At 68.0% G+C, this 21213-nt stretch carries 19 protein-coding genes and 1 tRNA gene; 7 read left to right on the top strand and 13 right to left on the bottom strand.

The window, feature by feature from the left end:
- Positions 1–580: 580 nt before the first annotated feature.
- A complete protein-coding gene (locus tag ACFYY8_RS09930; protein ID WP_390039041.1) occupies positions 581–985 on the top strand; it encodes a hypothetical protein in 405 nt (134 codons plus the stop codon).
- A 53-nt stretch (positions 986–1038) separates the two neighbouring features.
- Complete coding sequence (locus tag ACFYY8_RS09925; protein ID WP_390039039.1) at positions 1039–1263, top strand: hypothetical protein; 225 nt, start codon at positions 1039–1041, stop codon at positions 1261–1263.
- On the opposite strand, the gene ACFYY8_RS09920 is transcribed toward ACFYY8_RS09925, so the two are convergent.
- The 6 genes from ACFYY8_RS09920 to ACFYY8_RS09895 form a co-directional block, all read right to left on the bottom strand.
- Positions 1264–1683, bottom strand: a complete 420-nt coding sequence (locus tag ACFYY8_RS09920; protein WP_390039037.1) for a PH domain-containing protein — start codon at positions 1681–1683, stop codon at positions 1264–1266. It abuts the gene before it with no gap.
- 87 nt (positions 1684–1770) lie between these two features.
- Positions 1771–1847 (bottom strand) — tRNA-Met (locus ACFYY8_RS09915).
- A 62-nt stretch (positions 1848–1909) separates the two neighbouring features.
- Positions 1910–4855, bottom strand: coding sequence for a UPF0182 family protein (locus ACFYY8_RS09910; protein WP_390039035.1), 2946 nt, complete (start codon positions 4853–4855; stop codon positions 1910–1912).
- A 232-nt stretch (positions 4856–5087) separates the two neighbouring features.
- Entirely contained in the window at positions 5088–6134 is a 1047-nt protein-coding gene (locus tag ACFYY8_RS09905; protein ID WP_390039033.1) for a PDZ domain-containing protein, read from the bottom strand.
- 79 nt (positions 6135–6213) lie between these two features.
- A complete protein-coding gene (locus ACFYY8_RS09900) occupies positions 6214–6639 on the bottom strand; it encodes a molybdenum cofactor biosynthesis protein MoaE (RefSeq protein WP_390039031.1) in 426 nt (141 codons plus the stop codon).
- Positions 6640–6748: 109 nt separating this feature from the next.
- Positions 6749–7822: an NAD-dependent epimerase/dehydratase family protein gene (locus tag ACFYY8_RS09895; RefSeq protein WP_390039075.1), complete on the bottom strand. Its 1074-nt coding sequence runs from the start codon at positions 7820–7822 to the stop codon at positions 6749–6751.
- Between the two features lie 79 nt (positions 7823–7901).
- Here ACFYY8_RS09895 and ACFYY8_RS09890 point away from each other — a divergent pair, with 79 nt between their 5' ends.
- From ACFYY8_RS09890 to ACFYY8_RS09880, 3 genes are all read left to right on the top strand, one after another.
- A complete protein-coding gene (locus tag ACFYY8_RS09890) occupies positions 7902–9194 on the top strand; it encodes a zinc-dependent metalloprotease (RefSeq protein WP_390039029.1) in 1293 nt (430 codons plus the stop codon).
- Entirely contained in the window at positions 9191–9736 is a 546-nt protein-coding gene (locus ACFYY8_RS09885; RefSeq protein ID WP_390039027.1) for an NUDIX hydrolase, read from the top strand. Before ACFYY8_RS09890 ends, ACFYY8_RS09885 begins: the two co-directional genes overlap by 4 nt.
- A 70-nt stretch (positions 9737–9806) precedes the next feature.
- Positions 9807–10802: an endonuclease/exonuclease/phosphatase family protein gene (locus ACFYY8_RS09880; protein WP_390039025.1), complete on the top strand. Its 996-nt coding sequence runs from the start codon at positions 9807–9809 to the stop codon at positions 10800–10802.
- A gap of 11 nt (positions 10803–10813) precedes the next feature.
- Here ACFYY8_RS09880 and ACFYY8_RS09875 read toward each other — a convergent pair whose 3' ends face one another.
- The 3 genes from ACFYY8_RS09875 to ACFYY8_RS09865 all read right to left on the bottom strand — a co-directional run bounded on the left by ACFYY8_RS09875 (position 10814) and on the right by ACFYY8_RS09865 (position 12873).
- The gene (locus ACFYY8_RS09875; protein ID WP_390039022.1) at positions 10814–11437 is read right to left on the bottom strand and encodes a DUF2064 domain-containing protein; all 624 of its coding nucleotides are present in this window, start codon (positions 11435–11437) and stop codon (positions 10814–10816) included.
- Positions 11434–11946: a M48 family metallopeptidase gene (locus ACFYY8_RS09870; protein ID WP_352016220.1), complete on the bottom strand. Its 513-nt coding sequence runs from the start codon at positions 11944–11946 to the stop codon at positions 11434–11436. The genes ACFYY8_RS09875 and ACFYY8_RS09870 overlap by 4 nt, the downstream gene beginning before the upstream one ends.
- A gap of 141 nt (positions 11947–12087) precedes the next feature.
- On the bottom strand, positions 12088–12873 hold the full coding sequence (locus tag ACFYY8_RS09865; RefSeq protein WP_390039020.1) for an enoyl-CoA hydratase/isomerase family protein: 786 nt from the start codon (positions 12871–12873) through the stop codon (positions 12088–12090).
- 177 nt (positions 12874–13050) lie between these two features.
- Here ACFYY8_RS09865 and ACFYY8_RS09860 point away from each other — a divergent pair, with 177 nt between their 5' ends.
- Together ACFYY8_RS09860 and ACFYY8_RS09855 are read left to right on the top strand one after the other, a co-directional pair.
- Positions 13051–14154, top strand: a complete 1104-nt coding sequence (locus ACFYY8_RS09860) for a ThiF family adenylyltransferase (protein ID WP_390039018.1) — start codon at positions 13051–13053, stop codon at positions 14152–14154.
- A gap of 61 nt (positions 14155–14215) precedes the next feature.
- Positions 14216–15553, top strand: coding sequence for an ABC1 kinase family protein (locus ACFYY8_RS09855; protein WP_390039016.1), 1338 nt, complete (start codon positions 14216–14218; stop codon positions 15551–15553).
- 1759 nt (positions 15554–17312) lie between these two features.
- Here the strand turns inward: ACFYY8_RS09855 and ACFYY8_RS09850 are convergent.
- The 4 genes from ACFYY8_RS09850 to ACFYY8_RS09835 all read right to left on the bottom strand — a co-directional run bounded on the left by ACFYY8_RS09850 (position 17313) and on the right by ACFYY8_RS09835 (position 21145).
- On the bottom strand, positions 17313–17582 hold the full coding sequence (locus tag ACFYY8_RS09850) for a WhiB family transcriptional regulator (protein WP_184718892.1): 270 nt from the start codon (positions 17580–17582) through the stop codon (positions 17313–17315).
- Positions 17583–17707: 125 nt separating this feature from the next.
- A complete protein-coding gene (locus ACFYY8_RS09845) occupies positions 17708–18040 on the bottom strand; it encodes a hypothetical protein (protein WP_390039014.1) in 333 nt (110 codons plus the stop codon).
- Positions 18041–18155: 115 nt separating this feature from the next.
- On the bottom strand, positions 18156–19031 hold the full coding sequence (gene tesB / locus ACFYY8_RS09840; protein WP_390039012.1) for an acyl-CoA thioesterase II: 876 nt from the start codon (positions 19029–19031) through the stop codon (positions 18156–18158).
- Positions 19028–21145: an ATP-dependent DNA helicase UvrD2 gene (locus tag ACFYY8_RS09835; protein ID WP_390039010.1), complete on the bottom strand. Its 2118-nt coding sequence runs from the start codon at positions 21143–21145 to the stop codon at positions 19028–19030. The genes tesB and ACFYY8_RS09835 overlap by 4 nt, the downstream gene beginning before the upstream one ends.
- Positions 21146–21213: the final 68 nt, after the last annotated feature.

Genomic DNA, 21213 nt, shown 5'->3' with positions numbered 1-21213 from the left:
ACGGATCATGTCCGCGCGTTAGGACGGGTTTGTGCTTCATGCACTGGCTTTTAGCACACTGTTGAGTTCTCAAGAAACGGACGCGTTCACCGTCCGCCGCCACACCATCCGGTGTGACCACTTCAGGGGCACAAACTTCCGTGTTCCCATCCTATCATTTCCGGCCGGTCCGTGTCAACCCGCCGCCTTCGCAGCTACTCGACACCAACCCGCCAGACCCACTAGGATCTCGCTCACCCCGTCTCCGGAGCAACCCTTCCAACTTACTCTGACATCCGGCTCTTGTCCAATCGTCCGTGGACGATTCAGACAAACGACTGCCGAAGCAAGGAGGTGGGGTACCGAGCGGGTCGCTGTCTTCGAAGCTCTTTGGCCTCTGCGGCTCGCCGCTCTGCGAGAAGAACATTACCAGGCCCCACGGGTCCCAGAGACAACTTGCCAACCATCCCCAGCACCTGCGCGTCCCAAACGTTCGTAGGGAGTCGACCGCGCAAGCGCTTATCAAGCCGTTCGCAATCGCCCCCGGATACGAAGTTGGCACGAGGGTCAGGATTCTGACTCCACCGTGGAGGTGAGCACCATGACCCGTTCAGAGTTCGACGACATCCGCGCACACATCGATGCGGAAGCCGATCGCCCCGGTGATCTGCTCAGGGTCGCCAGGTCCCTGTTGAGTGATCTTGAGGACGCGCGGATGCGTGAGGCCATGCTCCGCGCCGAGCACCTACGTCTTCTCACCGCAGCCCGTGCGACGGCCGCCGCGGAGGCGGCCGGGCGCACGAACCCGCTTTCCTACATCACCGAGGAACTCGCCCGGCAGGGCCAGCTCCCCGCCACCGAGGTCGAGGTGGACCAGATCCTGCTGGACGCCCGTACCGCGACCACTCTGCTGACTCAGCTCGAACAGGCCCCCGCGCCGGTCACGACCGGAGGCGGGCCGCGCGTTCGCAGGTGTGCCGGCACAAGTCGCACTCTCCCCAGATGAGGCGTTCCGCGCCGTTGACCTGGGCTTGAACCAAGATCTGTAAGACTTCAGGCATGTGGCAGCGGGGGCTGGATTGGGGCGCGACGACCCTCGTAGGGGTCTTCGGCGTCCTGTGGGTTGGCGTGGTGGTGTTCGCAGTGGCCGAGAGGCCGGTGTGGACGAGTCTCGGACAGTGTGTCTTCGGGGCCTTCCTCATCGGCTGGTCGCTGCACAAGACGTTTCTGCTGCTTCGCCTCCGCCCCCGGCACAAAGCACGGCACCGCAGGGTCAGGGCCTGACTAGAAGCCGGTTCTGAACACGCGCAGTTCATCCGCCACTTCCCGGCACGGGATTCCGAGGTCGAACCTGCTGAGAAGGAAGATCTCCTCTCCTGTGTCGATCTCCAGGAGTTCCGTGCGGGAAGTGAAGCGCGTCCGGGTGTCCACACGAATCCGTTCGACCGCGCTCCACGGCACTCTCTGGGCGCCGGCGAAGCCTCGCACCACGATGAGTCCCTCACCGTCCGCGCTGAGCCGTACCGGGGCCAGGAGGTCGCGTAGGGCGAGGGTGGCGGCCACCAGGGCCGCGGCGCCCGCCAGGATCGTCCCGCGCGGGTCGTCCAGGTTCAGTACGGCCAGCACCGCGAACACGAGCGCCGCAACGACCTTGGCGATGAGCAGTTCTCTACGCACTCTCCAGCGCAGGGTCGGTCCTGCCATGTCAGCCACACCTGCACGCTAACCGCTGGGTGCCCTGTCTGGAACAAAGCGAAAGGCCCTGATCTCTGAGAGATCAGGGCCTTCCCTTGGTAGCGGGGACAGGATTTGAACCTGCGACCTCTGGGTTATGAGCCCAGCGAGCTACCGAGCTGCTCCACCCCGCGTCGGCGTGCTTTCACACTACCCGGCTTTGGCGATGAATGCGAACTCAATAGCCGCGGTGCCCCTAGGAGCTCGGCGAGGGAGACGGTGTCGGCGTGGTCGAAGGGGTGGCTGACGGAGTCGCCGAAGGGGTTGCCGTCCCCGAGGGAGACGAGCTCGGAGTCGGCGACGGGGTCGCGGCCGGGGCTGTGGAGGCCGAGGCGTTCTTCACCTTCTCCAGGGCCTCCTTCAGCGCCTTCTGAGCCTCACCGTAGGCCGTCCAGTTCGGCGGCTTGGCCTCCAGGGCACGCTGGGCGTCGTCATAGGCCTTCTGGGCCTCCCCGATGGCCTGGCTCAGCACGGTGCTCGACTGGACGGGGACGTCAGGTCTCGCCTCCGGCTTGTTCTGCTGGGCGCTGTTGCCGAAGACCTGCTCGAGCGCACCCTGGAGGGTCTCGGCGAAGCCGACCTTGTCTCCGAAGGAGACCAGGACCCGACGGAGAATCGGGTAGGGCTCCTGTCCCGAGGAGGCCGCCGTCTCCACGTAGACCGGCTCGATGTACACCAGGCCGCCGGCGAACGGCAGGGTGAGCAGGTTGCCGTAGCGGACCTTCGCCCCACCGATGCCCAGAAGGTTGAGCTCACCGGAGAACTTGTTCTGGAAGTTGTTCTGTACCTGACCGGGGCCGGGAATCGTGGTGTTCGACGGCATCCGCAGGATGCGCAGCCTGCCGTAGTCGTCACCCGGCGTCGCGTCGACCGCCATGAAGGCGGCCAGGTTCGGCCCTTGGCGTGGCACGAACGTGGTGGTCAGCGAGAAGGTGGGTTCCTGGGTGTCGGGCATCTTGACCGACAGGTAGTACGGCGGCTGCTTGATGTCGTGTCCGCCGGAGGACGGGTCGTTCGGGACGTTCCAGAAGTCCTGGCCGCTGTAGAAGGCGTTCGGGTCCTGGATGTGATAGCGGGAAAGCACGTCACGCTGGACCTTGAAGAGCGCCTCCGGGTAGCGCAGGTGCTGCTTGAGGGCCTCCGACATCTCGCTCTTCGGCTTGATGATCCCCGGGAAGGCGTTGCGCCAGGTCTGCAGGATCGGGTCCTTCTCGTCCCAGGCGTACAGCGTGACCGTGCCGTCGTAGGCGTCGACCGTGGCCTTGACGGCGTTACGCATGTAGTTGATGTTGTCGCGTGGCTGCTGCACCACCTGGCGCGGGTCGGTGACCGTGTCGCGGGTCATCGACTCCAGGCTCCTGCTGTCGGAGTAGGGGTAGGAGTTGGAGGTGGTGTAGGCGTCGGCGATCCAGACCACCCTGCCGTCGATGACGGCCGGGTAGGGGTTGTCGTCGAGGCTCAGGAACGGCGCGACCTTGGCGATGCGGTCCTGCGGGTTGCGCTCGTAGAGGATCCTGGACTTGGCGTTGACGTCTCCCGAGAGCAGCAGGTTCGTCTCTCCGTACTTGGCCGCGTAGAGCAGGCGGTTGAAGAACGAGCCGACGGGGACGCCGCCCTTACCGGTGTAGGTGGTGTTCTGCTGACCGGTTCCGCTGCTCTCCGGGTAGTCGAGCTCCTGGCCGACCTTCCTGTCACCGCCGACGATGACGTACTCGGGGGCGGCCGGGGACTCTCCGAAGTAGATCCGCGACTCCTTCAGGCCGATCCGGTCGGCCAGAGAGCCGGTGACCGGCATGTCCTTGGCGTCGAAGTCGGGCAGGCCCTGGGAGTCGACCTTGTTGCCGGGCGCGGCCACGAAGCCGTAGCCGTGGGTGTAGACGAGGTGCCGGTTGATCCAGTTGTCCTGCTCCCTCGGCGGCCCAGTGAGCTCGCGAACCGCGACGACGGTGTCGCGCGGCTTGCCCGTCTCGTCGGGGTAGCGGTCGACGTCGAGCGGGTCGTGGAAGTCGTAGAAGCCTCGGATGCGCTGCTTCTGCTGGTAGGTCTTGGCGACCAGGTTGGGGTCGAGCAGTCGTACACCGGAGATGGAGCTGTCGGTGGTGACGTTGACCTTGGAGGCGTCGCCCTGGGCGGCGTACTCGATGACCTCGGTCTTGTCGATCCCGTAGGCCTTTCTGGTGGCCTCGATGTTGCGCTTGATGTACGGCTGTTCGCGGTCCTGCTGGTTCGGCCGGACCTGGAACTGCTCCACGAGGGCCGGATAGACCCCGCCGACCAGGATGGCCGACAGGACCAGCAGGCCGAAGGCCACACCGGGCAGCATGCCGCCGGGCCGTACGATGCCGGCGAAGAACAGGATCGCGCAGATGAGGGCGATGATCGCCAGGATGGTCTTGGCGGGCAGCACCGCGTTGACGTCGGTGTAGGAGGCGCCGTAGGCGAAGCCCCGGTCGGAGAAGACCAGACCGTATCCGTCGATCCAGTAGGCGACGGCCTTCAACAGCACGAACACGCCGAGCAGCACCGACAGGTGCACCCTGGCCGCGCGGGAGGCGTGCACGCCGGGCGACTGCAGTCTGAAGCCCCCGTACAGGTAGTGCACGATCGCCGCCATGACGGCCGACAGGATGACCGCGGTGAACAGGAAGTTCAGCACCATCCTGATGAAGGGGTAGGTGAACATGAAGAACGACAGGTCGATGCCGAACTGCGCGTCCTTCTCACCGAACGGGGTCGCGTTGAAGAACTCCAGCCACGTCTTCCACTGCCCCGCGAGCGACGATCCCGAGAACAGGGCCAGCACTCCGGCGCCGATCAGGAAGATCAGTTTGCGGTGTGGGTCGAGGGCCATCCGGTAGCGGTCTGCGCCACTCGCGCCGCCGAACGTTCCGGGGCCGAACATGGGTCTGGCGCGGTAGGCCAGCAGCATGTTGCCGCCCACGAGGCCGACCATGAGCACGGCGCCCACGAAGAAGAGCAGGATCTGTGTGACGACCACACCGGAGAAGACCGCTGTGTAGTCGACCGAGTCGTACCACAGGTAGTCGGTGTATATACCTGCGAAGAGGAAGAACAGCGCGACGATCACGACGATCGCTATCGCGACAGGAAGCAGCAGTCGTGGCCGGCGGGGCAAGCGCATTGCCCTACCGGCTCCGGGGGTCCGGAAGCTCAAGGCCAACCCCTTGTCGTAAAAGAGCACGGTCCGTGTCTGGAAACCTACACCGGTGGGGGTACGGCCGTGCTAAGCCGCTCTGGCAGGGTCCGGCCACATCCCCCTGCAGGTTCCAGGGTTCAACGGGTCAACGTATGAGACCTCGGATGAGTGCCCCGACGTCGTTCTCGGGGCCCAAGGCCGTACCGCAGGGGCGGTCTCAACTCGCCGAGCAGGTCGGTACGGAACCGGTTCCCGTGCGGATCGCGTCGATCGCCTTCACCGCGTCGTGCAGCGTGCTCACCTTGTAGAGCCGCATCCCGTCGGGGACCGACTTGGCCGCCTCCGCGCAGTTGTCCGCGGGCGCGAGAAAGACCGTCGCCCCCGACCTTCTGGCGCCGACCATCTTCTGCGAGATGCCGCCGATCGGGCCGACCTTGCCTTCGGGAGTGATCGTCCCGGTCCCGGCGATCGACTTGCCGCCGGTCATCGGGCCGGGGGTGAGCTTGTCGACGATGCCGAGGGAGAACATCATGCCCGCGCTCGGACCGCCGACGTCACCGACGTTGATCTTCACCTTGAAGGGGAACTTGTAGCTGATCCGCATGGTGATGCCGACGATCGGCGTGCCGTCCTTGGCCGCCACGGTCGGGACGGCCACGGTGAGGCTGCGGTCACCGCGGTTGACGGTGAAGGTGACCGTCTCGCCCGCCTTGTGCCTGCGGACGATGCCGGAGACGCTCTCCCTGTCCGTCGCGGGGACTCCGTCGACGGACACGATCTCGTCGCCGGTCTCGAAGTGCCCGTCCGCGGGCAGGCCCTTCTGGGTCGAGGCCACGGTGACGACCGAGGTGTAGGGGATCTTCAGTTCGGTCAGCGCCGCCGCGGTCGCGTCGTCCTGGGAGTTGGTCATCTCCTGGGAGTTCTGCTGCTCGACCTCCTCGGCCGTGCTGGTCGGCGGGAAGATCGTCTCCTCGGGCACGACGGCGACCGTGGGGTCGATCCACCCCCTGAGCGCCCTGAACAGGTCGATCCTGTTGCCCGGGCCGCCCTGGTAGGCGACGGTCACCAAGCTCAGCTTCCCGTCGGTCGGGTAGGTCTCCCGGCCCTCGATGCTGATCACCGGCTTGCCCTTGACGTCACCGATGGTGTTCTCCGTGGGCCCCGGACTCAGCACGACGTACGGCACGGGCAGCAGGGCGCCGACAACGCCGAGCAGAAGCGTGAGGAAGCCTGCCACCATCAATGTCAGCGCTCGTCGGGACATGGGAGGAAGCCTATTCCGTGTGACCGGTCAGAAGACCGCACCCCCGCGCCGTCACCTTCCAGATTGTAAGGATCGCTCCTCAGCCGCAGCTTCCGACCCATTCGGTCGAGCCGTCGGCGAAGGCCTGGTTCTTCCAGATGGGAACCTCGGCCTTGAGGTCGTCGATCAGGCGCCGGGAGGCCTCGAACGCCTCGCTCCTGTGGGGGGCCGCGACCGCGACGATGACGGCGATGTCGCCCAGGTCGAGGTCGCCGACCCGGTGCACGGCGGCCAGCGCGGTGATCGGGAAGTCGGCCACGATCTTCTCCGCGACCCGGCGTAGCTCGTCCTGCGCGCTGGGGTGCGCGGAGTAGGACAGGCGGGTCACGGACTTGCCGTGGTCGTGGTCACGCACGGTGCCCACGAAGATCGCCGTGCCGCCCGCGGCGTGGTCGCCGATCGCGGAGAACACCTCGTCCACCGAGAGCGGTGTGTCGCGGATGCCGAGCAGGCGGATGACGTTCACGGCTCAAAGGCTACCCGGCGGGCGGGGAGCTCCCCCGATTCGGGCACGGGAGGCACGGCCGGGACGGCGACAGCCGGGGGCGTGCTCGGGGCACACCCCCGGGAGGGCTTCAGACGCGCCGCTTCTTGCGGGCGGCGCGGACGATCGCCGCCGTGCCGAGGACCGCGACGGTCGCGCCGGCCGCGGTGAGCGTGGCCTCCTTGCCGGACAACCGGCGACCGACCACCGCGTGCCTGCCCTCGCGTAGTTCGAGCAGCTGCGTCAGGGCCGCTTCGTTGCTCCAGCCCGGTTTCCACCCGGCGTCGCGGAGCCCGGCGCAGTCGACGACCCAGGGATAGACCACGTAGTGCAGGTCGGTCGCGGGAGCCGGGGTGATACCGAGGCGGTGCAGGCGCTGGGCCGTACCGAACGTCAGTCCTGCGGGCAGCTCGAACCTGCGCAGGCCGGAGAGCTCCTCCACCTGCTCCTGTTCGAGCCAGCCCTCGCTGCCGACCGCCACGACGCCGGAGACGGAGCCGAGCGCGGCCAGCTCAAGGGCCGAGATCAGGTCGTCCACGTGGCAGAACTGCCAGCGGGGACTGCAGCCCTTGACGCTGAGCAGCCGGGGGGCCTCGAAGTGGCGGGTGACCACGCTGTCGACGCCTGGACCGACGACGGCCGCCGGGCGCAGCACGGTCACCTCAAGGCCGGGATGACTGCGCAGTGATCTCCTGACCAGCGCCTCGATCTCCAGGTGGTCGCCGACGATGCCGGTGTCCGGCTCGGCCGCGACCGCGGAGTCCTCTGGCAGTGGGACGGGGTTGTCCTGGGCGGCGCCGTACACCATGGCGCTGGTGACCAGCACGACGCGGCGCACCCGGGCGGCGGCCGAGGCGGTGAGCACCGTCTGTGCCGCGCGCAGGTTGTAGGCGCGCCGCTCGGCCGGGTCGGCGTCGAGCGCGTAGTCGCCCGCCAGATGGACGAGCACGTCGATGTCGGAGATCCGGTTCGCCAAGAGCGGATCTCTGACGTCGAGCACCCTCCAGGTGACGTCGGGTATGTCGCCGCGCTGCTCGTCGATGGCCACGACTCTGCGGAAATCCGCAGACGAGGCGACCTTCGAGAGGAAGGCACGGCCGATCCCCGAGGCCGCGCCGGTTACGGCGACGACCGGGAGCCGGGGGCGTTTCGAGGTAGGCACCAGGTCCTCACTTTGCACTGACCCACCATGCGACGGATAACGTGGCGGTTGTGGACTCCTCCATCCTGCACGAGGTAGAGCGGTGACTGACTTGCCAGGTCGGGAAAACGACCCCAACGAGAATCCGTTCGCCATGTTCGGCGACCCGGAGCAGATCGCGGCGGCCATGCGTCAGTTCGCCGACATGCTGTCCGCCCCGCAGAGCTCCGGTCCCGTCAACTGGGACATGGCGAAGAATATCGCCCGGCACGTCGTGGCCGCCGAAGGCGATCCGAGTGTCATGGAAGGCGAGCGGCGCCAGATCGTGGACGCGCTCAATCTCGCCGACCTGTGGCTGAACGAGGCGACCACGCTGCCCAGCGGGGTGAACAACCCGCAGGCGTGGAGCCGGTCCGAGTGGATCGAGAAGACCGTCCCGGTGTGGCGGCAGCTGTGTGATCCGGTCGCCGCCCGCATGGTCGAGACCATGAGCGGCACGCTCGGCGCGACGGGCCTGCCCGCCGAGGCTCAGGCGATGGCCGGGCCGCTGATGGGCATGATGAAGCAGATGGGCAGCATGCTGGTCGGCCAGCAGATCGGCCAGGCCCTCGGCTCTCTGGCCCGTGAGGTCGTCGGCTCCACCGACATCGGCCTTCCGCTGTCGGAGAACGCCGCCCTGCTGCCCGGCGGCATCGCCGCGTTCGGCCAGGGGCTTGAGACTCCCGTCGAGGAGATCCGGATCTATCTGGCGCTGCGCGAGGCCGCGCACCACCGGCTGTTCCAGCACGTGCCGTGGCTGCGGGTGCACCTGTTCGGCGCGGTCGAGGAGTACGCCAGAGGCATCACGGTCGACGTGTCCGCGCTGGAAGAGCAGTTGCGCGGCCTCGACGTCAACAACCCCGAGCAGCTCCAGCAGGCGCTGAGCGGCGGCAACCTGCTCAAACCCGAGGAGACCGAGCGGCAGAAGGCCGCCCTGGCGCGCCTTGAGACCATGCTCGCGCTGGTCGAGGGCTGGGTCGGCACGGTCGTCGACGGTGCCGCCGAAGGCAAACTGCCCTCCTCGGCCGCCCTGGCCGAGACCGTACGGCGTCGCAGGGCGACCGGCGGTCCCGCTGAGCAGACCTTCGCCACGCTCGTCGGCTTGGAACTGCGTCCGCGCCGTCTGCGTGAGGCGGCCGCCCTGTGGCAGGCCATCGAGCGCGACCGGGGCATCGACGGTCGGGACGCGGTGTGGAGCCATCCCGACCTGATGCCGACCGCGGACGATCTGGACAATCCCGAGGGTTTCGTCAGGGGTGAGCCCGAGCTGGACCTGTCCTCCCTTGAGGCGTCGCTCGGCGAGGCCCCGAAGGAGCCGGAGAACGGGGACGACGACCCCCGGGACGGCGCCGCGTGAGCCTGCGCGCACACGCGCAGGAGATGCTCGCGGCCTGGAACGCGCCCACGGCCGATGAGGAGAGCCTGCGCAGGGAGTTCCTCGATCATGTGCGGACCCACGAGGACGCGATGTGGCGGGAGTGCGTGCCCGGCCATCTGACGGCCACGACCGCGGTGATCTCCCACGACGGCGAGCGGGTGTTGCTGACGCTGCACCCCAAGGCCGGGATGTGGCTGCCCATGGGCGGGCACTGTGAGCGCGAGGACGTCTCGCTTGACGCCGTCGCGCTGCGGGAGGCGACCGAGGAGTCGGGCATCGCCGGTCTGCGCCTGCTTCCCGGTCCGCTCGCCCTCGACCGCCACAAGGTCTGGTGTCACCCTCCGCACAGCCACCATCTCGACGTGGAGTACGGCGCGGTCGCCCCCGCCGGCGTGGAGGCCGTGATCAGCGACGAGTCCCTCGACCTGCGGTGGTTCCCGATCGAGGAGATCCCCGAGCTCTCCGACGAGGCGACCCGTAGGCTCGCCAGACGTGCCCGTGAGGTGATGCGCCAGGTCTGAACCGTTTACGTTCGTCTCACACGACCATCGATAATGTCGTCACATTGGGTGACCGATGAATCGAGGCGTAGTGAGCACGGACACAGCCGGCGGCGCGATTTTGACTCCGGTACGGCGACGCCGTTCGCCCCGGATTCCCAGCGCTCTGGTCTGGGCTGCCATCACCCCTTTCGCGGCCTGGGCGGCGGCCAGGGTCACCGGCCTCGAACGCGGCTCGCTCACCGCGCAGCTGATGACGGCCACGCCGTACGCGGCGGCCGGGTCGTTGTTGCCTCTGCTCCTGGCCGCGACGACCCGCCGCCGGGCCGCCACGGCTGTGGCGTTGGTCACCACGGCGGCGCTCGGATTCAGCGTCCTGCCCCGCGCGTTCGCCTCGGCTCAGCCGTCCTCCGGAGCGCCGTTGCGGGTGCTCACGCTCAACATGTTGTTCGGTCACGCCGATCCCGGCGCGGTGATGGACCTGGTCAGGCAGCTGCGGCCGGACGTGCTCAGCGCCCAGGAGCTGACGCCGGGGATGGTCGAGGAGCTCGACGCGGCCGGGCTGAAGGACGTCATGTCGCACCGCGTGCTGCAGACGGCCTGGAGCGCCAGCGGCAGCGGCCTTTTCTCCCGCTATCCGCTGACCCCGCTGGAGAACCTGTTCCAGCCCATCGGGCACAACATGCCGGCCGCGGTGCTCAGCGTTCCGGGGGCGGGGAACATCGAGTTCGTCGACGTGCACACCTTCCCGCCGCTGGGCAGCCAGGTGCACGAGTGGAGCGCGGCGTTCGCCGCCTTCCCCGGCGCCTCCCCGGATCGGTTGCGGATCTTCGCCGGTGACTTCAACGCCAGTCTCGACCACGCCGCTATGCGCCGTTTCGTCAGCCGGGGCTACGCCGACTCGGCTGATCGGGCCGGTCAGGGTCTGGTTCCGACCTGGCCGGTCAACAGCAGGATCCCGCCGGTCATCACCATCGACCATGTCGTGGTCGACCGGCGGATCGGAGTGCGGGGGGTGAGCATCCACACCGTCCCCGGCACCGACCACAGGGCGGTCTTCGCCGACCTCAGCCTGCCTTCGATCTGAGCCCGGTCTTCTCAGACCGACAGCAGCGCCCGGGTGTTGTCCCAGCCCTCAAGGCCGGGGTCGAGCCTGTGGACGTCGGCGGGAGCGCGCAGACGGTGCCAGCCTGGGCCGGTCGCGACCCGCCAGGAGGCGGGGGCCAGCGCGCGCAGGGTCCTGACCGGCTCGGGGTCGTCGAAGCCGATCTCGGCCCAGTCGGGCCACGGTGTCCGTGCGGCGATCGCGACGGCCCCGCCCTCGACGGCCGGGCACACGGCCAGTCCCGCGCTGCCGAGCGCGCGGAAGAGCTTTCCGATCAGCAACGGCGGCAGGTCGGGGGCGTCCCCACTCAGCAGAACCACCTGACCCGCGTACGGCGCGGCAGCCGAGATCACCTCGAACGTGGCCCTGACCAGGGGCGCTCCGGAAAGTTCGGGGATCTCAAGGACCGGGGTGCCCGGCCAGACGACCTCTTCCATCCCGGGCACGCTCGTCACGAGGACCGGGGTGACGAAGTCGAGGGTGCTGACGAGTTCGTAGGTGTCCTCGACGACGGCCGTCAGGAAGCTCCCGGGGTCGATCCCCGGTGGTGCCCCGGCCGACATCGACGATGTGACGACGACCGCGACCAGGCGGTCCTCCGTACGGTCCGAGGTCAACACTCCTCCGCGACGCCCGCCGCCATGGAGAACCCCTCAAGGAAGCCGCGTGCCCGTTCGGCCTTGGGGTAGTGGTCGACCAGCGCCCAGAAACGAGGTCCGTGGCTGGGTACGAGCAGGTGGACCAGCTCATGCATGATCACGTAGTCGACCACCCACGACGGCATGCCCCGGAGCCGTGTGGAGATCCTGATGGTGCCGTGATCCGGGGTGCACGATCCCCATCGGTGCTGCTGGTTGTCGACCCAGCGCACGCTCGACGGTCTTGCCCGCCCGTCGAGATAACGTGCCGAGAGCTCACTCGCCCGCTCGAAGAGGTCGTCGTCGGAGGGGCGTCTTCGCTGCTCCTTGGCCGCCAGCCGGTCGAGCATCCGGCGCACCCATTGCTCCTCATCGGTACTGCTCAGCCCGGCGGGGAGCAGCACGATCGTTTTCTCGCCGTCACGGTACGCGGATACGGTCCGCCGACGACGAGAACTTCGACGGACCTCGACTGTCTCGGGGGGCACATATGAACGGTAGCCGAGAATCACGAATTCACACCAGAGGGCCGAACACGTTCTGGCTGGTCAATCCCCGTTCGTCGATTGTTCAGCAAGACCGATCGGTTATGGCTGGAGCCCGTGGAATTAACCGGACCGTCGATCCTCTCAGGAGCCGCCGAATCTCGGAGACCGTCGTTCCCGCTGCGCCGCCAACCCTTCGAGCAGGTCGTCGGAGGCCATGGTGACGGGTTGGGCGAGGGACTCCCAGCGCAACGCGGCGTCGAGGTCCGCGTGCCCACCGCCCGCCAGGGCCACCTTGGTGAGCCGGGTGGCGACGGGTGCGTTCGCCGCGGTCCTCGAAGCGATCTCCAGCACCTGCGTCATCAGCGTCTCTCGGGGAAACGCCCTGGTCACCAGCCCCGACGCCGCCGCTTCCGCGCCCAGCATGGTACGGCCGGTGAGTAGCATCTCCCTGGCGACCCCGACCCCGGCGACCCTGGGCAACAGGTAGGTGGCCGCCATCCCCGGGTGCAGGCCGAGCGAGGTGAAGGGGGCAAGCAGCTTGGCCTCCTCCGCCGCGTAGACCAGGTCGCAGGCCAGGGCCAGGCACAGCCCGGCGCCGACGGCGGCACCGTTGACCGCGGCGATGGTCGGCACCTCCAGGTCTGCCACCGACAGCCAGGTCCGATAGAAGTCCAGCATCCTGTCACGTAGGACGGGCACGCTCTCCGCTCCCCGGTCGGCGAGCCAGGACAGGTCTCCTCCCGAGCAGAACGCGCTGCCCTCCCCGGTGACGACCACGCATCGCACGTCCTTGTCGCGACGCAGGTCGGAGACCGCCAGCCGCCACTGCTCCGTCATGCCGTCCGTCATGGAGTTACGCCGGTCGGGGCGGTTCAGGGTGAGCACCACGACGCCGTCGTCGCGCCTGTCGATCAAGAGCTCGTCCATGGCGGGAGCGTAGTACACCGGAAGTTATCCACAGGCGGCGGGAAACGTCTTCGCGATCTTTTGAGGACGTGGCACTCTGACTGCCCCGGGACCACCGGGTGACCGGAATCTCACGCTCCGCGTCCACCTGGGGTCCTCCCCTTCTGGCCTTCGGGCTCCTTGAGGAGAGGCGGTCACATGAGACCACGTCTGAAGCCCGTTCTCCGTCGGGTCGCGCGTGACGAGCACACCCTGCAGTTCGGTCTGCGCCCCAGGCACGCGGTGGTGTTGACCGACCTGGAACCCGAGGTTCGCCGCTGGGTCGAGAGTCTCGACGGCGTGCGCGACGTCGAAGGGGTGCTCGCCGGGGCGGACGAGGCAGGGCTCGGCAGGGAGAACGGCCGCGCCCTGCTCGACCTGCTGATCGACCAGGGGGTGATCGACGACGCGGCGGCGCCGCCCGGCCCACTGCGTCTGCTCACCCTCGCCGAGCGAGACCTGCTCCAGCCCGATCTGGAGGCGCTCTCCCTCACCCCCGGCACGACGGACGGCGGCCTTGCCGTGCTGGAGCGCAGGCGGGCCGTCCAGGTGCGGGTGTACGGCGCAGGTCGCGTCGGCGCGCAGATCGCCGCCCTCCTCGCCGCCTCCGGGGTCGGCGGCCTGTGCGTTGTCGACTCCGGTACGGCCCGGGGCCGAGACGTCACACCGGGTGGCCTGACCTGGACGCAGGTGGGCAGGAGCAGGCAAGAGGGCACGGTCGAGCTGGTGAGACGGCTCGCGCCCTCCATCACCGCGTGGACCGGCGATCGGGCCGCCCGGCTGGCCGACGGTGCCAGGGCACCTGACCTGGTGGTGCTCTCGCCGGTCGACCCCCTCGACGACCTGCTGATCGACGAGCTCATGTCCCGGCGGATCCCGCACCTGCTCGTGACCGCCTACGAGGGCCTGGGGTCCATCGGCCCTCTGGTGCTGCCTGGACAGAGCACATGCCTACGGTGTCTAGATTTGACGCGACGCGATCGTGACCCGGGGTGGCCGGTCGCCAGTGCCCGTCCCGGCGGCTTGCCCGCAGGGGAGATCGGGTGTGGCGTGGTCATGTCGTCTCTTGTCGCGGCGGTGGCGACCGGGCACGCGCTCGCTTTCCTCGACGGGGAGGAGTCCGCTGTGACCAACGGCACAACGGATGTATTGCCTGACTGGCGATGGAAACGGCGATCCTGGAGTATTCATCCTCGATGTCGTTGCTTCCGAAACGAGTTGGGTTCGCCAACAATGGTCGCGTCGGCTGCTGACCGCGGCTGACGGATACCACACCGAAGGGAGGGAGCGGTGTCTCGCCACGGGGGAAACGCCGCGAGCCAAGGTGAGTGACCTTCCGCGCCGCGCTGTCGCGCGATCCGCCAAGCTGGCGGCCCTGCCGATCGGATTCGCCGGCCGTACCGCCCTTGGACTGGGGAAGCGGATCGGAGGCAAGTCCGCGGAGATCGTCGCCCAGGAGATACAGGAACGCACCGCCGAGCAGATCTTCAAGGTTCTGGGAGAGCTCAAGGGCGGGGCGATGAAACTCGGCCAGGCTCTGTCCATCTTCGAGGCGGCGCTGCCCGCCGAGGTCGTCGGCCCCTACCGGGCGACCCTCACCAAACTCCAGGACGCCGCGCCACCGCTACCTGTCGCGACGGTGCACAAGGTGCTCGTCGAGCAGCTGGGCGACGACTGGCGGGAGAACTTCCAGTCGTTCGAGGACCGTCCGACCGCCGCCGCGTCGATCGGGCAGGTGCACAAGGCCGTTTGGCACGACGGCAGAACGGTCGCCGTCAAGGTTCAGTATCCCGGCGCGGGCAAGGCGCTGCTGTCCGACTTCAATCAGATCGCCAGGCTCGGCAAGCTCTTCGGGGTCCTGCTTCCCGGGCTCGACATCAAGTCCGTCCTCAGCGAGCTGCGCGAGCGGATCACCGAAGAGCTCGACTACCTGCGGGAGGCAGAGGCTCAGCACGCCTTCGCCCTGGAGTTCAAGGACGACCCCGACTTCCTGATCCCGGACGTCGTGGCCGCCAACGAGCAGATTCTCGTCTCCGAGTGGGTCGAGGGCGTCCCGCTGTCACGGATCATCAGCGACGGCACCAAGCAGGAACGTGACCGTGCCGGTCTCCAACTGGTCCGGTTCCTGTTCTGCTCGCCCGCGCGGGTCGGCATGCTCCACGCCGACCCGCATCCGGGAAACTTCCGCGTCGTCGCGGACGGACGGCTGTGCGTGCTCGATTTCGGCGCGGTCAACCGGCTGCCCGACGGCTACCCCCCGGCCTTCGGAAAGCTCACCCGCATCTTCAACAACGGCGACATGGAGACCGTGATTCAGGGGTTGCGCGACGAGGGGTTCATCCTTCCCCACATCGAGGTGGACGCCGAGGCGCTGCGGGCCTTCCTCGCTCCCTATGTCGAGCCGACCGCGGTCGAGGAGTTCACCTTCAGCCGCGAGTGGCTGCGGGAGCAGGCCGCCACGGTGACGGACCTGCGTCCGGGAAACGTGGCACGCCAGCTCAACCTGCCGGTGTCGTACGTCCTCATCCACCGTGTGCACGCGGCGGGGCTGGGCGTGCTCTGCCAGCTCGGCGCCACGGCCCGCTTCCGCGAGGAGGTGGTCCGCTGGGTTCCCGGTTTCGTCGAGGAGGACCCCGAAGAGCAGGCGATCGCCGCGAGCTGACATCTCTCCCGTATTCCGATTCCACCTCGTTCTGAAACAGCTTCTCATTCGTTCCGATATTCGTTTCGAAGCCGCACGTCATTCGCGATGCCATGACCTCCGCGACGCCCCGAGGCCCAAGGAGCCCACCGATCCCGGTAGCTCCTGACCGGCCTCGGCCGTTCCGGTGCTCTTTTCCCCTTGCGTCTCGACACCGTTCCTGTTGGTCGTTCCTCTTCTCAGCCATGCCTTGGGGCTTGGCCGTAGAGACCCGGGAGACACTACCTTTTCAGGGCTGTCTTGCCTGTTCAGAGATGGTTGGACTGTATTCACGGAAGAGCTCGGTGTGTTCCGAAGAGTACGGACCGCACGGGAAGGGACACGCATCTGGAAGGGTCGATCGTCCAGAAGATCGGCGCATCTGAAAAGGCCCCGCATTCACAAGGCCGTATATCTCGGAAATGTCGGCCACCTGTGGACATCGCATGTTCGAAAGGGCTGCGTATGTGAAAAGAGTCACGCGTCCAGCAACGCCTCCTGCTCAGGGGGACCGCGTGTTCGGGGGTTACGTTCTCGAGGAGGTCGCGTTCTCGGAGGTCACGTTCTCAGGAGCACGTGTTTGGAGAGTCGCGCGTTCGAAGAGTCGCGTGTTCGAGGAGGCCACGTGTTCGGGGCCGTGTGTTCAGGAGAGCCATGTGTTCGGAAGGGCGACACATCCAGGAGAGCCATGTGTTCGAGAGCGTCGCGCGTTTTTGGGGGTCCCCGTCCGGGTCCCTGCTGGGGAGGACATGCGAAAGGGGTGACCCGGGGAAGGAGTCACCCCTTGGAGGTGCTTCTTGACTGGACGTGGCGCTCAGTCGGTGGCTCGTCCCCAGCCCGGATATCCCGGGCCGGGGATGTCCAAGCCCTGGATGCCCAAGCCCTGGATGCCCAAGTACGGGATGTCAAAGTACGGGATGTCCAGGCGTGGGATGCCAGGCATGGGACGTTCGAGCCGGCTTGTCCCTGACACGGGATGTTCGAGCGCGGGACGGAGCGATCAGCGGCGACCGGTTCTGATCGGGTGCGATCGATCGCCAATCATGATCGGCTGCGCCGACCGTGACATCGGCGCGGTGCGGCACCACCGACGCCAACCGGCGCCAATCGTCGATGGCCATCATGGTCGCCATCGATCGCCATTGGTCGCCGTCACTCGCTGTTGATCACCACTGCTCGCCACTCCTCGCCGCTGCCTGCTGTTGATCGCCGGCGAGCGCCGTTGATCACCACTGCTCGCCGCCGCTCACCGCTGCTTGCCGTTGATCAACAGCGCACGGAGACGCCCGGCGGCGACGCGCGGTGGGGATCAGTGCCGCGCGGCGCTCACCAGCGCCGAACTGAGTGATGTTCACCGGCGCTCACTGCCGTTGGCCACCGGCGATCACCGTTGACCGGTGATCGTCGCCGACGAGCGCCGTTGATCAATGGTGATCAACGGCGCTCGCCGGTGGCCGGTGGCCGGTGGCAGGTGGCCGGTGGCGATCAGACGAGGCGCAGGAGCACGTGCCGCAGCCGGGCCGAGGCGCGTTCCGCGTTCCGGCGGGCACGCCTCAGGCGCAGGATGCCTGTCACGATGCGCTGCTCCTCCGCCTCCCGGTGAAGGGTTCGTATTCGGTCCCTCACCAGTTCTTCTTGCATAGGCAGCATGTTGAAACCGGCGGTGGCGCTGTTGGGGTAAGTCATCGGAAGTGGTCCTTTCGGGACGTACAGTTTTTTGGTTGATCAGGTTCCGCGCCGGTCAGGCGGCGACGGGAGTCTTGCGGGGACGGCCACGCGGGCGCTTCCTCGGGACGATGGCGCCCCTCAGGATGAGCTCGCCGCCCCAGACACCCCACGGCTCCTCGCGCTCAAGCGCGCGGGCCAGGCAGGCCTGCTGGATCGGGCAGCCTCCGCAGAGCGCCTTGGCGAACTCCACGTCCTCCGGAGACTCCGCGAACCAGAGGTCGGGGTCGGTACGACAGGGGATTGCGGCTTCGTCGATCAGGTCCATGATCGTCTGGGCCCCCATCTGCTTCACCTCTCAGTTAGGTGTTGTCTTCGATTACCTCTAGGTGGGGGGACAGGAACAACGCGGACAAACAAGAAGGCCGCGAATCCTGGGTGCGGATCCGCGGCCTGAAGGCTCTTCTTCGGTCAGGTTATGACCGGAGGTTGCCTCCAGGAATACGGACCACGCCGTCCACCATTGCCGGTGTGCTTGGTCAGTGCGTAGGTGCCGCCCTCAGGAGCCAGAACAGCGCCTGCGCCTGCCGCCTTAAAGGCGGCCGGAGTGGCCGGGCGGCTGCCGAGAACCTGGGTACGGGCAGTCGTGTCCTGCCGGAGCTGGGCTTCCCGCTGGACCTGGATCTCCTGTCGGAGTCTGGCCGCGGCACCATCGGCGAGGATGGTGCAGGTGCCGAACGACAGGGTCGTGGCAGGGGTCATGAAGGTAAGCCCAAGCTGGGACGGCATCAGGATGTTCTTCACAGCGGACTCACCTCCATTTGTGGATCGTCGGACAGGAGCGTCCGACTTGCTTGAGCATGACCCTAAACCCCGGCGACAGGGAGGGGCAACATATTTTCTACCTGCAGTTTTACCACTAACTCACACGGATCATGGCTTCCTGGACCACCGACACGGCCAACTCTCCGGACCGGGTGAACATCTCCCCCTTCGCCAGGCCTCGGGCGGAGCTCGACCAGGGCGACTCCTGGGCGTACAGCATCCACTCGTCGACGCGGAAGGGGCGGTGGAACCACATGGCGTGGTCCAGCGAGGCGCCGGAGACGTTCGGGGTCCCCCAGGCCTGACCGTGGGCCAGCAGCACGGTGTCCACCAGGGTGAAGTCCGAGGTGTAGGCGGCCAGCACCACGTGCAGCAGCGGGTCGTCGGGCAGCTCCGACTCGTAGCGGAACCAGACGTTCGTCGTGGAACGGCTCAGCGAGGGGTCCCGCAGTGCCTCCCAGGTGAGGGGTGTGGCGTAGCGGGCGTCGAGCGGGCGCGGCCTGGCCAGCAGTTCCCGCCAGGGGGAGTCCTCGGGCAGGTCCGCCAGGGCCTGCCGCATCCGCTCCGGGAAGGGCGCCAGTTCCTCGGGGCCGGGCACCTCGGGCATCGTCGTCGCCTGGTGCGCGAGGCCCGGCTCGTCGATGTGGAAGGAGGCCGACATGGTGAATATCGCCTTGCCGTGCTGGATGGCCACGACTCTGCGGGTGGTGAAGGAACGGCCGTCCCTGACGCGCTCCACGTTGTAGACGATCGGCACCGCCGGGTCGCCCGGCCTGATGAAGTAGGCGTGCAGCGAGTGGACGTGACGCTCCGGGGGGACGGTCCTGCCCGCCGCGACCAGCGCCTGGGCGGCGACCTGGCCGCCGAAGACCCGTTGGACGTCCTCGGCGGGGCTGCGTCCCCGGAAGATGTCCAACTCGATCTGCTCCAGGTCCAGCAGGTCGAGCAATTCCTTGAGCGCCTGGTTCACACGTCCTCCGTCCGGTCTGCGGCGGCACGGCAGAGAGCCAGCACCGCCTCGCCGTACCGGTCCATTTTGACGCGTCCTATCCCGGTTATAGAGAGCAGGTCCCTTTCTGTGGCCGGGGCGCGCTCCGCGATGGCCTGGAGGGTGACGTCGGTGAAGACCACGTAGACCGGGACCTTGGCCTCCTTGGCGGCCGAGGCACGCCAGACCTTGAGGCTCTCCAGCAGGGCCTCGTCGTAGTCGGCCGGGCAGGTTGCGCATCTGCCGAGCTTCTGTTCCGCGGCTGCGGCGAGGGTCCTGCCGCAGACACGGCAGTTGATCGGCGCGGCCATCTCGCGACGCCCGGTGGGCCTTCGCGAGGCCGAGCCCTGGGACGCCCCTCCGGACACGAACGCGGCGAAGGCCGACGTCGCACGGCCGGACCCTCCGGAACGCCCCGTGAGGCCGTCGAGGAAGCGGGAGGGCCTCCTGGAGCGGTGCCCGCCGGGTGAGCGGGCCAGCGCCCACGACAGCGCCAGGTGCTCCCTGGCCCGGGTGACGCCGACGTACAGCAGGCGGCGCTCCTCCTCGATCTGCTCCGGCGTCTTGGCGTAGACGATGGGCATCATGCCCTCGGTCATACCGACCAGGAAGACGGCGTCCCATTCGAGGCCCTTGGCGGCGTGCAGGGAGGCCAGTGTCACGCCGTCGACCGGCGGCGCGTGTTGTTCGCCCGCTCTGCGCTCCAGCTCCGCCACGAAGGCGGCCAGGTCGGCGCCCTCGGCGGCCATGTCCTCGGCGAGGTCGGCGAGGGCCCTGAGCGACTCCCACTTCTCCCTGGCCCCGCCTCCGCCCGGCGGCACGGGGGTCAGGCCGATTCCGGCGAGGATGTCGTTGACGGTCGGTGCCAGTTCGTCGTCCCGCGCGGCCGAGCGGGCGGCGCCGCGCAGCAGGACGACGGCGTGGCGCACCTCCGGGCGTTCGAAGAAGCGGTCGGCCCCGCGCAGCAGGTAGGGCACGCCGACCGTGGTGAGGGCCTGCTCATAGGCCTCCGACTGGGCGTTGACCCGGAAGAGCACGGCGATCTCGCGGGACGGGACACCACCGTCGACGAGGGCGCGGATCGCGCGTGCCACTCCCGCGGCCTCGGCCTGCTCGTCGTCGTACTCGGTGAAGCCGGGTTCCGGACCGTCGGGGCGCTGGGCGACCAGCGTGAGCCGGTGCGGGCTCTTCGACCGGTCGATCAGCCTGTTGGCCAGGGAGACGACCTGGGGGGTCGAGCGGTAGTCACGGACCAGCTTGATCACGGCCGCCTCCGGATGCTCGACGGAGAAGCCGGTCAGATATCTGGGGGTCGCGCCGGTGAAGGAGTAGATCGTCTGGTTGGGGTCGCCGACCACGCACAGGTCGTCGCGCCCGCCGAGCCAGGTGTCGAGCAGGAGCTTCTGCAGCGGGTTGACGTCCTGGTACTCGTCGACGACGAAGTAGCGGTACTGCTGGCGGATCTGTGCCGCCACCTCACGATGCTCGGTCATCACGGCGGCGGTGAGTTCGAGGATGGTCTCGAAGTCGACCAGGTGCCGTTCGCGGCGGAGCCGTTCGTAGGCGTCGAAGAGCTGGAAGACCTCCTCCGCGGGCACCGGCGGCGTACGGCCCGCCTTGCGCGCGGCCTCGGCGTAGTCCTCGGGGCCGATCTGGGTGGCCTTGGCCCACTCGATCTCGCCCGCGACGTCGCGCAGTTCCGCGCGGTCCGGGGCCCTTCTGACGAGGCGGAAGGCGTCGGCCAGCAGCGGCAGTTTCGACTCGATCACCTTGGGCGGGTCTCCGCCGATGACGCGCGGCCAGAAGTAGGTGAGCTGGCGCAGCGCGGCGGCGTGGAAGGTGCGGGCCTGCACCCCCGGGGCGCCGAGCGCGCGCAGCCGCTGCCTGAGCTCACCGGCGGCGCGTGTGGTGAATGTCACGGCCAGCACGCTCTGGGCGTCGACCACTCCGCTGCGCACCGCGTGGGCGACGCGGTGGGTGATCGCCCGGGTCTTGCCTGTCCCCGCCCCGGCGAGCACGCAGACCGGTCCGCGTACCGCCTCGGCCACCGCCCGCTGTTCCGGGTCCAGTCCCGCCAGGACGTCGTCTGTGACCACGGGGACTCCTTACACGGGTTGTACAGGCCAGCTGTGAACATCCTGGCAGTCGGTGGCCAAGCTCCGCC

The organism is Streptosporangium sp. NPDC001559, from assembly GCF_042893955.1.
GTDB lineage: Bacteria > Actinomycetota > Actinomycetes > Streptosporangiales > Streptosporangiaceae > Streptosporangium.
Note: the sequence above shows the minus strand (reverse complement) of the source record. Positions and strands in the feature narration are given on the sequence as shown.